Consider the following 11,649-nt stretch of genomic DNA (forward strand, 5'->3'; position numbering starts at 1 on the left):
TCGCCCGCGGTGAATCGGAGGCGCAGCCAGGTCGCCCGCGGTGAATCGGAGGCGCAGCCAGGTCGCCCGCGGTGAATCGGAGGCGCAGCGCGGTCACCCGCGATGAAGTCGGCGACAAGCCGCGGTCGATCGGCGAATTCGGCTGTGGTCGTTGGTAGTCGGGCGCGGCCGCACGCGGACGTCTCCTACTATTGGCGGGGACAATATCCGGCGAGTCGGGGGTGCGAACGTGTCCGATAGCTCGAACGTGATAGATCCGTCCAAGCCGAGCATCGCTCGGGTCTACGACTACCTGCTCGGTGGCAAGGACTACTACCCGGTCGATCAGGAAATCGGCGACCACTTCAAGAACGATCTTCCCGGCTCGGTCGTCATCGCGACCTCCAACCGTGAGGTATTGGTTCGCGCCGTCGGCGAGCTGGCCAAGGCCGGCCTGCGGCAGTTCATCGACCTGGGCAGTGGCCTGCCGACCGCCGACAACGTGCACCAGGTCGCGCAGCGGCACGCACCGGACGTCAAAGTCGTTTACGTCGACAACGATCCGATCGTCCTCGCGCACGGGCGCGCGCTGCTGGAGGCCGACGATCGCACGGTCGTCATCCAGGCCGACGTCCGCGACGCGAAGGGAATTCGCGAGCATCCCGACGTCATCCGGCTGATCGATTTCGAGCAGCCGGTCGCGGTCGTCTTCAGCGCCATCCTGCACCACCTCAACGACGACGAGAACCCGGCGGAGATCGTCCGCTTCTGGACCGACCAGATCCCCTCCGGCAGCGCGGTGTTCATCTCGCACTTCCGCTCCGGGAACAACGCCGAGACCGAAGCGGTGGAGCAGAAGTTGCAGTCCACCTTCGGCCGCGGCCGGTGGCGCACCGACGACGAGATCGCGGAACTCTTCGGTGATCTCGAGATCTTGGAACCCGGTGTTGTCCCAGTCTCGCAGTGGCGGCCCGACCCCGTCACAGGCCCGACCGCCGTTCGCGAGCTCACCGTCTGGGAGCAGCTGATCGTCGCAGGCCTGGCCCGAAAGCCCTGACCCCACTTTCCATTCGGTCGGTGACCCGCCGACCGCGACCTAGGACGAACCATGAAGCGAAACCTGAACTGCCCCTGCGGGGAATCCATCGTCGGCACCGACGAGGACGATCTCGTCGCCAAGACCCAGGCGCATCTCGCCGACAAGCACCCCGGGCACGAGTACTCCCGCGACGAAATCCTCTTCATCGCTTTCTGATTCGCGCTGTTCAGGCATGCCGGGTGTTTCTCGTCGTCTCCTCGGCGGGCGGTTCGGCGGTGCGCCGGGCCCGTTTGCCGCGGGCGATTTCGGTGGCGAGGGCGTCGAGGGGCTGGCTGAACTGGTGCAGCGGCTCGGTCAACGCGGTCAGCCAGGCGCGGGCCGCGTCCAGACCGGCGGGGTCGAGCGCGTACAGGCGACGCGTGCCCTCCGCGCGCACGCTCACCAACCCGGCGTCGCGCAGCACCTTCAGATGCTGGGAGACGCCGGGCTGGGAGATGGAGGCGCGCTGTTGCACGGCCGCGACCAGCGCGCCCGCAGGCTGCTCCTCGGCCGCCACCAGCTCGAGAATGTAGCGGCGGATCGGATCGCCGAGCGCCTCGAAGATCTTCGCCGGAGACGCGACCATCAGGACTCGGCGCCGTCCTCGGGCTCGGTGGTGTAGAAGGTCACCGTCTGGTCCGCGGCCGTGATCGCCGCGGTCGGGTCGTCGCCGTCGGCGACCGCCGCGTCGGCCCACCCCTCGGCCGCCGCGCGAATGAACGCCACGCCCTCGGCGGTGGTGTGGAAGGTCAGCACCTCGGCCGGATCCAGCACCGCCGCACCGTCCAGGTGCAGCGCAAGTCCCATGAGCGCCAGATCCCAGCCGACACCCACGGCCCCCGGACCGTACTGCGCCCAGAACTCGGGATCCACCGGCGCTTCGTGCTCGAGCTCGAGCACCGTCGCGTCCCCGTCCGCGCTCAGCGTCACCGTCAGCCACGACACCTGCGGGCCCATCTCCCACGTCACCGCGAACCGCCGCGGCGCCTCGCACTCCTCGATCACCCCGTTCGCGTTCCCCTCGAGCTGATACTTCCCACCCAGCTTCAACTCCCCGCTCACCGGCAGGAACCATCGCGGAATCCGCTCCCCATTCGTCAACGCGTCCCACAGATCCGCCTGATCCGTCGCATAACTCCGCCGCGCCACCGCGATCCGCGTAACCTCCCCACCCCGCTCCCCGGTTCGAACCTCCCGAACCACCAGCCCCGCGATACCCGCCGGATCCGTCAACAACGGCATAACTACCTCCTTGGATAAGTTTCTACTTATATTAGTCTACGTGCGGCTCCCGAGCCTGCTTACCCGAATTTCTTCTCTGCGGAGTCGGCCCTACTTGAATCCCTGGCGGGCGGTTCGCGTGGTCGCGCCTGGTCAGCGACCCGATCGCAAGCGAGTTGAGAGTAGTACAGTTATGATAAGTACACTTCTCTCAGGACGGAAGTCGCATGCAGAAGCCCGCGGATGTGTTCGATCGCGACAACGAATGGGCAGCACTGACCCGGTTCGCGAGCGATGAGGCCCCTGGCGCTTCCCTGGGGGTGATCTCCGGCCGCCGGCGACAAGGCAAGAGCTTCCTGCTGGAAGCTCTGTGCGAAGTCGCGGGCGGGTTCTATTTCTCGGCCCAGGAAGCCACCGACGCCGAGTCGCTCGCCTCGATCGGCGAAGCGCTCACCAGGCATCTCCAGCCGGTTGTTCCGTTCGCGCCTGCGAACTGGGGGCAGGTGCTCGACGTACTGCTGCGCATGGGTGCCGAACGCAACCTGCCGGTCGTCATCGACGAATTCCCTTATCTCGCACGGGCGAATCCGGCCCTGCCGTCGATCATTCAAGGCGCGTACGCCCCCCGGCGCTCCGAACGAGTCTCCTCGCGCACCCGATTGTTGTTGTGTGGCTCGGCGATGTCGTTCATGGGCGGACTGCTTTCGGGCAACGCGCCACTACGGGGGCGCGCCTCGTTGGAACTGCCGATCCAAACCTTGAATTACCGCCAGGCCGCCGAGTTCTGGCAGATCGAAGATCCGCGGCTCGCTCTGCTCGTCCACGCTGTCGTCGGCGGCACACCGGCTTACCGGACCGAGATGATCCGCTACGACGCTCCCCATGATGTCGACGACTTCGACGACTGGATTGTCCGCGCGATTCTCTCGCCGGGCAGCCCGATGTTCCTGGAAGCGCGCTACCTGCTCGCCGAGGAGCCGGATCTACGGGAAGGTGCGCTCTACCACTCGGTGCTCAATGCCATAGCGACGGGAAACACGGGACGCGGTGGCATCGCGGGCCATGTCGGCAGAAAGACGAACGAACTCGCACACCCGCTCACGGTCCTGGAGGATGCCGGGCTGATTCGGCGCGAGATGGACGCCTTTCGCGCCAACCGTACCGATTTCCGTATCGCCGAGCCGTTGCTCACCTTCTATCACGCGATCATGCGGCCGTTCTGGCCACAGCTGACGCTGGCGACCGACACCCGGCGTATCTGGCAGCGAGCGGCGCACCGGTTCGCGAGCAATGTCGTCGGTCCGCATTTCGAGCGGGTGTGCCGGGACTGGGCGCTGCATTTCTCCAGCACTTCCGACAGCCTGAATCGACTCGGCGACTGGCCGGTTGGCGTGACCTCGGGCACGGTGAACGACTCGGCCAATCGGACGACCCACGAGGTGGATGTCGTGGCGGTCGGCCACAGCGACGACGGCCGACCGCCGCTGCTGGGTATCGGCGAGGCGAAGTGGAACGAGACGATGGGCCTCGGCCATCTGGAACGGCTGCGCAGAATTCGGGACCTCGTCGCGAAAGGCGAACGATTCGACACCTCCGACACCAGACTGCTTTGCTTCTCGGGTGTCGGTTTCAGCGCGGATCTGCAGGACGCGCAGCGTCGCGGTGAGGTCGAATTGATCGGTCTCGACGAACTGTACGGACGTTGATCGCGAGGCCCGTTCGCTCTCCTACAGCATGCGGTCGGGGATGGCGGTGATGAGGCCGCCGTCGACCGAGAGGTCTTGGCCGTTGATGTAGGCGGCTTCGGGGGAGGCGAGGAAGGCTACGGCGTCGGCGATGTCTTCGGGGGTGCCGAGGCGGCCCGCGGCGACGGCGGTGATGGCGGCGGCTTTGGCTTCGGGGGAGACGTTGTCGCGGTAGGAGGGGGTTTCGATGTAGCCGGGGCTGATGGAGTTGACGCGAATCTTCCTCGGGGCCAGTTCGGCGGCGAGGGTGCGGGTGAGGTTGTGTACGGCGGCTTTGGTGGCGGAGTAGAGGGAGGCGCCGGGGACGCCGCGGTGCATGGCCCAGGAGGCGTTGACGACGATGGCCGCCCCGTCGGCGAGCAGCGGAAGGGTCCTCTGGATGGTGAAGAAGACGCCCTTGAAGTTGATGTCGACGACGCGGTCGAACTCGGCTTCGGTGATGTCGGCGGTGGGCTGGAAGGCGGCGATGCCCGCGTTGGCGAAGAGCACGTCGAGGCGGCCGTAGCGCTCGCGGATGGTGTCGGTCAGCGCGTCGATGTCGCCGAGTTCCGCGACGTCGCTGCGGATCCCGAGCAGCTGCTCACCGCCGCCCAACTCGTCGACCGCCGCGTCCAGGCGGCTCTTGTCGCGACCGGTCACGACGACCCGCGCGCCCTCGTCGAGCAGACGGCGCGCGGCCGCGAGTCCTATCCCGCTGGTGCCGCCCGTGACGAGGGCGATCTTGTCGTCGAAGCGAGAGCTGTTGGCGCGCACGGGCGAAACCTCCGAGGGAGCGTGTTGCTGGTACGAATACTTACGAACAGCCAACCGCCCGCGGCGATTCCGCCGTCTGCCCTGAGCAGAACTCGATCCGGCGGCCGACTATACGGCCTGCCGCTGCCATCCCTGCTCCAAGATGCGCATCAGCGCGGGATACACCAGCGTGTACCGGAACGGCGCGATCGCCGCCATGTACACCTTGCCGAACAATCCGTTCGGCTTGACGAGCACGGCCATCTGCCCTCGGTAACCCGAACCGTCGCGCACCCAGCCGATGTGCATCACGGTGTGGACGGTGCGGTTGGCCATCTCGGCGGCCCACTCGTTCTCGGTGAGATACACCGAGGTGAACGGAAAGCCCTCGACATCGGGTCCGTGCGGCCCGGCACGCAGATCGTCGGGCAGCCGCTCCCGCAACGAGGTGACGCGCGCGCCGACCCCGGAGTCGGTGTCGTCCCAGCCGAGCAGCGCGCCGAGCTTCCAGCGGATCTCGAACAGGGCGCGGAACACCAGCGGTTGCGGTGTGTCGTCGTCGGTCGTGATGAGCCGGATCAGTCGCGGCAGGTCGTCCGGACCACCCGGCGTCGGCAGCGCCCACACGTCGTACAGCGCGAAATCGGGGGCGATTTCGTGGATTCGCCACGGGCGCTCGGTGTGCTCTTCGTCGGGGATCTTTCTGCCCGGTCGCGCTGTCGGGACGGGAAATGGAGTCGTCATGTCGGCCTCCTCCGATGGACGTGCAGCGTGAATTATGCTGCACAGCAACGTCTTTCATATATACGTAACCGTATATTATCGATCGTAGACCGCCGCGCCCGCGGTGTCGACACCCTCGGCGATACTGGTGGCATGGTCGCCGTCACACGCACACCCCGCAGCCGGTGGGTCGAGCAGGGGCTCGCCGCCCTGGCGGCGGGCGGCCCCGACGCCGTCCGCGTCGAGAGCATCGCCGCGGCACTCGGCGTCACCAAGGGCGGGTTCTACGGTCACTTCGCCGACCGCAACGCCCTGCTGGAGGAAATGCTCGACACCTGGGAGCGCGAGAGCACCCGCGCGGTGGTCGAGCGAGTCGAGCAGGAGGGCGGCGACGCGCGCACCAAGATCCAGCGCGCCGGTCTGCTCACCTTCTCCGACGATCGTCTCCGCCCGATCGACCTGGCCGTGCGCGACTGGGCCCGCCGCGACGAGGCGGTCGCCGAGCGCCTGCGCCGGGTCGACAACGAGCGCATGGCGTACCTGCGCGAACTGTTCGGCACCTACTGCACCGACCCGGACGAGATCGAGGCCCGCAGCATGCTCGCCTTCAGCCTCGCGGTCGGCAAACACCTGCTTGCCGCCGACCACGGCGACCGCAGCCGCCGCGAGGTGGTCGCCCTCGCCTCGGCGTTTTTGCTGGAACCTCGGCAATGACGGCAGTCGGCCGTGAGCGGCGACGCACTGCGGAGGAGCTGGTCGCTCGGCATCGCAGACTGCCGCCGGTGGATTGCGCGGCGATGCGCCGGGAGGCGGATGAGTTCTTCGGATCCGAGGATCGGGTCGGCGACGAGGATCCGTCGGGTGTCGACCGGTGACCGAGGGCCGCCGACCCGTGCGAATCAGCCTGCGCCGCGTCCGAGCTCTTCGACCATCTGCCGCACTCTCGCCGCGCGTTCGGTCTCGCCGCGCGCCTTCATCAACCGGAGGAACAGCGCGTACTGCCCCGTGCGGTCGAGCTGATCGAACCGGCCGCGCGCTCGGGGATTTCCGTCCAGCGCCGCAGCCAGGTCGTCTGGAATGGTCGCGGTGCGCTGCCGTTCGTAGGCGGCGTCCCAGCGCCCGTCCGCGCGCGCCGCGCGCACTGCGGCGAGACCGGGTTCGCGCATGCGCCCCGCGCCGACCAACGCCTCCACCTTCTCGACATTGACCTGCGACCAGGGGCTCTTCGGGCGACGCGGCGAGTAGCGCTGGAGGTAGTGGTCGGCATCGAGCGCGCGGCGGTGGCTGTCGATCCAGCCGTAGCAGAGGGCGCCGTCGAGCGCCTCGGCGATGGTGATCGTCGCGCTCGCGGCGTTCTTCTTCGCGATCTTCAACCAGACGCCGGTCGACCGGTCGTGGTTGGCCGCGAGCCACGCCTCCCAGCGCGCGGAGTCGGCGAAGGTGTGGATTTCGGTGCCGTCGAGCTGGTTCATGGTGGCCTCCGAGGTGCGGGATGGTCTCTTCTTCTGATCCTCCGCACATAAGTGCTCACCAAGTGAGCAGTTTTGTATCGCGACTCGCGGGTCTCGGCACTTGTGGTGTTCAAAGGGGAAGGAGTACTAGTTACTCATGGGTAACATTCTTGTCGCCGGAGGAACCGGGGCGCTCGGCAGGCACATCGTCGCGCTGCTTCGCCGGGAGGGGCATGCGGTGCGAGTCCTCTCGCGCCGGCCGGGCGCGGGCACGCACGTGGGAGATCTGCGGACGGGCGAGGGCGTCGCGGAGGCGGTCGAAGGCGTGGACGCCATCGTGCACGCGGCCTCGGACTTCCGTAAGTTCGGCGGCCCCGACGTCGAGCAGACCCGCAATCTGCTCGCGGCCGCCACGGGCGTCGACCACCTGCTGTACGTGTCGATCGTCGGCATCGACCGCATCCCGTTCAAGTACTACCGCCACAAGCTCACCTGCGAACAGCTCGTCACCGAAAGCGGTGTGCCGCATACGATCCTGCGCGCGACCCAGTTCCACGAGCTGATCGCGTCGATCATGTACGGCGTGGAACGGCTGCCGATCGCGCCGCTGCCCACCGACTTTCGGTTCCAGCCGGTCGCCGCGACGGACGTGGCGGCACGCGCCGCCGAACTGATTCAAGGCCCGCCGCTCGGCCGCGCCCCCGATTTCGGCGGCCCCGAAGTGCTGACCCTGGGCGAGCTCGCCGAAACATGGCGCACGATCAGGTCGCGACCGCGTCGGGTCGTGCGGGTGCCCGCGCCGGGCGAGGTGGCGCGGGCGTTCCGCGAAGGTCGGAACACCTGCCCCGACCACACCGACGGCACGCAGCGGTGGGCGCAGTTCGTCAGCGCCGACCAGGGGAACGCCTACTTCTGACGCCACCCCTGTACCGGGTGAATGAAGGTCACGTCCAGTCGGTCTGGCGGGATGAAGGGGGCCTTCGGTCGGTTACCGCGCCGACCATTCTCGACGCGGCACCAGCGCTGCGGACGCAGCGCGCGCTCGGCCGAGCGAAGGCGGGGGTACGCCTACAACCAGGTGTCCAGCGTCGTCGTCGTGAGGAAGTGGTCGAGATCGGCCCGCCACGGCGCCGGCACCGTCTTCTCCGGCTCGATGGCGGTGTACTGACCGCGGTAGAACAGCAGGGGCCTGCCGGAGTCCGTGGACTCCGACAGGACCTGCACGCGGCCGATCACGATGTAGTGATCGCCGCCGTCGACGACGCTGTCCACCGTGCACTGGATCGTGGCCAGCGCGTCGTCCAGTACCGGGAGCTCCAGTTCCGAAGCGTGCCAAGCGATTCCGGCGAACTTGTCGGGTTCGCGGGAACCGAAACGGGCACACAGCTGCTGTTGTTCCTCGGCGAGGATGTTGACGCAGAAGCGTCCGGTCTTCTCGATCGCCGCCCAGGAGCGCGACGCCTTGGTGGGGCAGAACAGCACCAGCGGCGGATCGAGGGACAGGGCAGCGAACGATTGACAGGCGAAGCCGATCGGCGCCGCGTCGTCGCCGAATGCGGTGATGACGGTGATGCCGGTGCAGAACTGCCCCAACACGTTTCGGAATTGGCGCGGATCGATCACCGGATGTCCGTCGGCGGTCGCTTTCGTCTCCATCACAGGCTCGCTCACCCCGTCGGTCATTGCTGGCGCTGGCCAACCGTGAAGTCGTGGCCCCACAGGCTCACGGCGGTGGACTCCCTGGCGATCCAGTCGTGGTCGTCGACTTCCAAACCCTCGCAACCGAATTCGACGTCGAAGCCGCCTGGCGTCTTCATGTAGAAGGACAGCATCTTGTCGTTGACGTGCCTGCCGAGGGTGGCCGACATCTTGACCTTCTTGCGCAGCGCGCGGTCCAGGCACAGGCCGACGTCGTCGGCGTTCTCCACCTCCAGCATCAGGTGGACGATGCCGCTGGGGGTCGGCATCGGCAGGAACGCCAGCGAGTGGTGGCGAGGATTGCAGCCGAAGAACCGCAGCCAGGCCGGTTCGCCGTCGGCGGGGCGGCCGACCATCTGCGGTGGCAGCCGCATCGAGTCGCGCAGCCGGAAGCCGAGCACGTCGCGGTAGAACTCCAGCGCGGCCTTGTCGTCGGACGTGCTGAGCACCACGTGGCCGAGACCCTGCTCCTCGGTGACGAACCGGTGCCCGTACGGGCTGACCACCCGACGGTGCTCCAGGGCGACGCCGTGGAACGCCTCGAGCACGTTGCCGGACGGGTCCTCGAAAATGATCAGCTCGTAGACGCGCCGATCGGCCTTCTCCGCCGCGCTGCCCTCCTTGTAGGGCACGCCCGCGGCTTCCAACCGGTTCCGGATGTCTTGCAGCTCTTCGGCATTGGCGGTCTCCCAGCCGGAGACCTGCAGCCGGTCCTTCTCGCCGGGGACGATGACCAGCCGGGCCGGGAATTCGTCCATCCGCAGGTAGAGCGCGTCGGGGATGCCGCCCTTGCCCTCCACCATGCCGAGCACCTTGAGGCCGTATTCGCGCCAGGCCGCCATATCGGTGGCCTCGATGCGCAGATAGGCGAGCGATCGAATGCCCATGTCTACTTCTCCTTGCCGGATCCGGACAGGAAGTCCGTTGCCAGCCGGTTGAATTCGTGGAACTTCTCCAGCTGCGCCCAGTGGCCGCAGCCGCCGAACACGTGCAACTGCACCCGCGGGATCATCTTCGTCGCGAGGATGGCGCCGTCGAGCGGATTGACCCGGTCCTCGCGGCCCCAGATCAGCAGCACCGGCTGGCGCAGCTTGTAGGCGTCGCGCCAGAGCATGCCGAGCTCGAAATCGGGGCCGGAGAACGACTTCCCCATGGCGCGGGTCGCGGCCAGCGCCTCGGGGGTCTTGGCCGATTCGAAGCGTTCGTCGATCAGTTCCTCGGTGATCAACTTCTGGTCGAAGACCATGATCCGCAGGAACGCTTCGATGTTCGCTCTGGTCGGCTCGTAGTTGAAGCGGGAGAGCTGCTTCACGCCCTCGGTCGGGTCCGGCGCGAAGGCATTGAGGCTGAGCCCACCGGGGCCCATCAGCACCAGTTTGCCCGCTCGGTCCGGGTAGTCCAGCGCGAACCGGACAGCGGAGCCACCGCCGAGCGAGTTGCCGAGGATGTGCACCCGGTCGGTGATCTCCAGGTGGTCCAGCAGATCCTTCAGTGCGGAGGCCGAGTGCGCGAAGTACTGCGGATGGTCGACCGGCTTGTCCGACTTGCCGAAACCCGGCTGATCCACCGCGAGCACATGAAAATTCTGCGCCAGCACGGGGATGTTTCGGGCGAAATTCGACCAGGACGACGCGCCGGGGCCGCCGCCGTGCAGCAGCACGATCGTCGGATCGTTGCCGCTGCCCGCCTCGTGGTAGTGCAGCCGCAGATCCGGCCGCACCTGCGCGTAGTGCGAGGTCGATTCGTAGGTGAGTTCCACCGTCGAGGTCATCACACCATCCCGTCGGTCACCGGAAGGCCGAACTCGTGGGTGCCGTACATGACGTACGCGCGCTCGGGATCGTTGGCCGCGTGCACCCGGCCCGCGTGCGCGTCCCGCCAGAAGCGTTGCAGCGGAGTGCCATTGGCGAGCGCGGTGGCGCCAGAGGCTTCGAAGAGCTTGTCGATGGAGGCGATCGCCCGCCCGGTCGCGCGCACCTGGTCGCGGCGGGCCCGCACCCGCAGGTCGAACGGAATCTCCTTGCCCTCCTTCAGCAACGCGTACTCGTCGGCCACGTTGCCGGAGAGCTGGCGCCATGCCGCGTCGATGTCGCTGGAGGCCTCGGCGACGCGGACCTTGGTGAACGGGTCGTCCTTGGCCTTCTCGCCCGCGAAGGCCGCGCGCACGCGCTTGCCCTGGTGCTCCACGTGCGCGGCGTAGGCGCCGTAGGCCATTCCGACGATCGGCGCGGAGATGGTGGTGGGATGGATGGTGCCCCAAGGCATCTTGTAGACCGGGTCCGGGTTCTGCTCCAGGCCGGGCGACTTCAGCTCGCTCATCGCGCGGAAGCTCAGGAACCGGTGCTTCGGCACGAAAACGTCCTCCACCACAACGGTATTCGAGCCCGTGCCGCGCAGGCCGACCACGTTCCACACGTCGTCGATACGGTAGTCGGTGCGCGGGATGAGGAAGCTGCCGAAGTCCACCGGCTTGCCGTCCTTGATGACCGGACCGCCCAGCACCGCCCAGGTGGCGTGGTCGGAGCCGGAGGACCAGGCCCACGCGCCCTTGACGATGTAGCCGCCGTCCACCACGGTGCCCGCGCCCATGGGGGCGTACGAGGAGGAGATCCGCACCTCGGTGTCCTCGCCCCAGACATCGACCTGCGCCTGCTGGTCGAACAGCGCGAGGTGCCAGTTGTGCACACCGACGATGCCCGCCACCCAGCCGGTGGAACCGCACGCGCTGGCCAGCTTGCGGACGGTGTCGTAGAAGACGACCGGGTCGGCGGCGTATCCGCCCCACTGCTTGGGCTGTAGCAGTCGGAAGAAGCCGGTCTCTTGGAGCGCCTTGATCGATTCGTCGGGGATGCGCCGCAGATCCTCGGCCTCCTGCGCGCGCTCACGCAGTGTCGGCAACAGCGCTTCGACCCGCTCGGTCACTTCTTGCGTCATCTCGGGACCTGCTCCTGCCTGGTCGGATTGGTAACCGGTACTCATTTGTCTCTGAGACTAGAACAGGTTCTTATTTCTGTCGAGAACC

General features: G+C 67.4%; 14 protein-coding genes. 5 read left to right on the top strand and 9 right to left on the bottom strand.

What is annotated here, in order from left to right; all coding sequences use genetic code 11:
• Nucleotides 1-229 precede the first annotated feature (229 nt).
• Nucleotides 230-1,036, top strand: coding sequence for an SAM-dependent methyltransferase (locus tag NAM01S_RS31160; RefSeq protein WP_067792258.1), 807 nt, complete (start codon nucleotides 230-232; stop codon nucleotides 1,034-1,036).
• 51 nt (nucleotides 1,037-1,087) lie between these two features.
• Nucleotides 1,088-1,234: a DUF1059 domain-containing protein gene (locus NAM01S_RS31165; protein WP_067792261.1), complete on the top strand. Its 147-nt coding sequence runs from the start codon at nucleotides 1,088-1,090 to the stop codon at nucleotides 1,232-1,234.
• Between the two features lie 10 nt (nucleotides 1,235-1,244).
• Here the strand turns inward: NAM01S_RS31165 and NAM01S_RS31170 are convergent, their stop codons facing one another.
• Nucleotides 1,245-1,643 carry an ArsR/SmtB family transcription factor gene (locus tag NAM01S_RS31170; protein WP_067792264.1) on the bottom strand — a complete coding sequence of 133 codons (399 nt, stop codon included), beginning with the start codon at nucleotides 1,641-1,643 and terminating at the stop codon, nucleotides 1,245-1,247.
• Complete coding sequence (locus NAM01S_RS31175; protein ID WP_067792267.1) at nucleotides 1,643-2,299, bottom strand: SRPBCC family protein; 657 nt, start codon at nucleotides 2,297-2,299, stop codon at nucleotides 1,643-1,645. The genes NAM01S_RS31170 and NAM01S_RS31175 overlap by 1 nt, the downstream gene beginning before the upstream one ends.
• A 206-nt stretch (nucleotides 2,300-2,505) precedes the next feature.
• Between NAM01S_RS31175 and NAM01S_RS31180 the strand changes: the two genes are divergently transcribed.
• Nucleotides 2,506-3,984: an AAA family ATPase gene (locus NAM01S_RS31180; RefSeq protein ID WP_067792270.1), complete on the top strand. Its 1,479-nt coding sequence runs from the start codon at nucleotides 2,506-2,508 to the stop codon at nucleotides 3,982-3,984.
• Nucleotides 3,985-4,005: 21 nt separating this feature from the next.
• On the opposite strand, the gene NAM01S_RS31185 is transcribed toward NAM01S_RS31180, so the two are convergent.
• Both NAM01S_RS31185 and NAM01S_RS31190 read right to left on the bottom strand, forming a co-directional pair.
• Nucleotides 4,006-4,776 carry an SDR family NAD(P)-dependent oxidoreductase gene (locus NAM01S_RS31185; RefSeq protein ID WP_067792273.1) on the bottom strand — a complete coding sequence of 257 codons (771 nt, stop codon included), beginning with the start codon at nucleotides 4,774-4,776 and terminating at the stop codon, nucleotides 4,006-4,008.
• 108 nt (nucleotides 4,777-4,884) lie between these two features.
• Nucleotides 4,885-5,499 carry a DUF2867 domain-containing protein gene (locus tag NAM01S_RS31190; protein ID WP_067792276.1) on the bottom strand — a complete coding sequence of 205 codons (615 nt, stop codon included), beginning with the start codon at nucleotides 5,497-5,499 and terminating at the stop codon, nucleotides 4,885-4,887.
• A 132-nt stretch (nucleotides 5,500-5,631) separates the two neighbouring features.
• Between NAM01S_RS31190 and NAM01S_RS31195 the strand changes: the two genes are divergently transcribed.
• Entirely contained in the window at nucleotides 5,632-6,192 is a 561-nt protein-coding gene (locus NAM01S_RS31195) for a TetR/AcrR family transcriptional regulator (RefSeq protein ID WP_067792279.1), read from the top strand.
• A gap of 185 nt (nucleotides 6,193-6,377) precedes the next feature.
• Here NAM01S_RS31195 and NAM01S_RS31200 read toward each other — a convergent pair whose 3' ends face one another.
• A complete protein-coding gene (locus NAM01S_RS31200) occupies nucleotides 6,378-6,950 on the bottom strand; it encodes a YdeI/OmpD-associated family protein (RefSeq protein WP_067792282.1) in 573 nt (190 codons plus the stop codon).
• 136 nt (nucleotides 6,951-7,086) lie between these two features.
• Here NAM01S_RS31200 and NAM01S_RS31205 point away from each other — a divergent pair, with 136 nt between their 5' ends.
• Entirely contained in the window at nucleotides 7,087-7,845 is a 759-nt protein-coding gene (locus NAM01S_RS31205; protein ID WP_067792285.1) for an SDR family oxidoreductase, read from the top strand.
• A 152-nt stretch (nucleotides 7,846-7,997) separates the two neighbouring features.
• Here the strand turns inward: NAM01S_RS31205 and hsaB are convergent, their stop codons facing one another.
• From hsaB to hsaA, 4 genes are read right to left on the bottom strand one after another with little or no spacing between them, the layout of a single operon-like run.
• Nucleotides 7,998-8,585 (bottom strand): 3-hydroxy-9,10-secoandrosta-1,3,5(10)-triene-9,17-dione monooxygenase reductase subunit, encoded by a 588-nt coding sequence (gene hsaB, locus NAM01S_RS31210; RefSeq protein ID WP_067792288.1) that lies wholly within the window; start codon nucleotides 8,583-8,585, stop codon nucleotides 7,998-8,000.
• A gap of 23 nt (nucleotides 8,586-8,608) precedes the next feature.
• Nucleotides 8,609-9,514: an iron-dependent extradiol dioxygenase HsaC gene (hsaC, locus tag NAM01S_RS31215; RefSeq protein WP_067792291.1), complete on the bottom strand. Its 906-nt coding sequence runs from the start codon at nucleotides 9,512-9,514 to the stop codon at nucleotides 8,609-8,611.
• A gap of 2 nt (nucleotides 9,515-9,516) precedes the next feature.
• Nucleotides 9,517-10,398: a 4,5:9,10-diseco-3-hydroxy-5,9,17-trioxoandrosta-1(10),2-diene-4-oate hydrolase gene (gene hsaD / locus NAM01S_RS31220; protein WP_067792294.1), complete on the bottom strand. Its 882-nt coding sequence runs from the start codon at nucleotides 10,396-10,398 to the stop codon at nucleotides 9,517-9,519.
• Nucleotides 10,398-11,561, bottom strand: coding sequence for a 3-hydroxy-9,10-secoandrosta-1,3,5(10)-triene-9,17-dione monooxygenase oxygenase subunit (gene hsaA, locus NAM01S_RS31225; protein WP_067792296.1), 1,164 nt, complete (start codon nucleotides 11,559-11,561; stop codon nucleotides 10,398-10,400). Before hsaA ends, hsaD begins: the two co-directional genes overlap by 1 nt.
• Nucleotides 11,562-11,649: the final 88 nt, after the last annotated feature.

Origin of the sequence: Nocardia amikacinitolerans NBRC 108937, from assembly GCF_001612615.1 — a bacterium.
GTDB lineage: Bacteria > Actinomycetota > Actinomycetes > Mycobacteriales > Mycobacteriaceae > Nocardia > Nocardia amikacinitolerans.

Excerpts from the sequence above, each read along its gene's own strand:
- NAM01S_RS31165 (WP_067792261.1), top strand. The coding sequence starts at position 1,088 with ATGAAGCGAAACCTGAACTGCCCCTGCGGGGAATCCATCGTCGGCACC.
- NAM01S_RS31170 (WP_067792264.1), bottom strand. The coding sequence starts at position 1,643 with ATGGTCGCGTCTCCGGCGAAGATCTTCGAGGCGCTCGGCGATCCGATC.
- hsaC (WP_067792291.1), bottom strand. The coding sequence starts at position 9,514 with ATGGGCATTCGATCGCTCGCCTATCTGCGCATCGAGGCCACCGATATG.
- NAM01S_RS31180 (WP_067792270.1), top strand. The coding sequence starts at position 2,506 with ATGCAGAAGCCCGCGGATGTGTTCGATCGCGACAACGAATGGGCAGCA.
- NAM01S_RS31190 (WP_067792276.1), bottom strand. The coding sequence starts at position 5,499 with ATGACGACTCCATTTCCCGTCCCGACAGCGCGACCGGGCAGAAAGATC.
- NAM01S_RS31195 (WP_067792279.1), top strand. The coding sequence starts at position 5,632 with ATGGTCGCCGTCACACGCACACCCCGCAGCCGGTGGGTCGAGCAGGGG.
- hsaA (WP_067792296.1), bottom strand. The coding sequence starts at position 11,561 with ATGACGCAAGAAGTGACCGAGCGGGTCGAAGCGCTGTTGCCGACACTG.
- hsaB (WP_067792288.1), bottom strand. The coding sequence starts at position 8,585 with ATGGAGACGAAAGCGACCGCCGACGGACATCCGGTGATCGATCCGCGC.
- NAM01S_RS31205 (WP_067792285.1), top strand. The coding sequence starts at position 7,087 with ATGGGTAACATTCTTGTCGCCGGAGGAACCGGGGCGCTCGGCAGGCAC.
- hsaD (WP_067792294.1), bottom strand. The coding sequence starts at position 10,398 with ATGACCTCGACGGTGGAACTCACCTACGAATCGACCTCGCACTACGCG.
- NAM01S_RS31175 (WP_067792267.1), bottom strand. The coding sequence starts at position 2,299 with ATGCCGTTGTTGACGGATCCGGCGGGTATCGCGGGGCTGGTGGTTCGG.
- NAM01S_RS31200 (WP_067792282.1), bottom strand. The coding sequence starts at position 6,950 with ATGAACCAGCTCGACGGCACCGAAATCCACACCTTCGCCGACTCCGCG.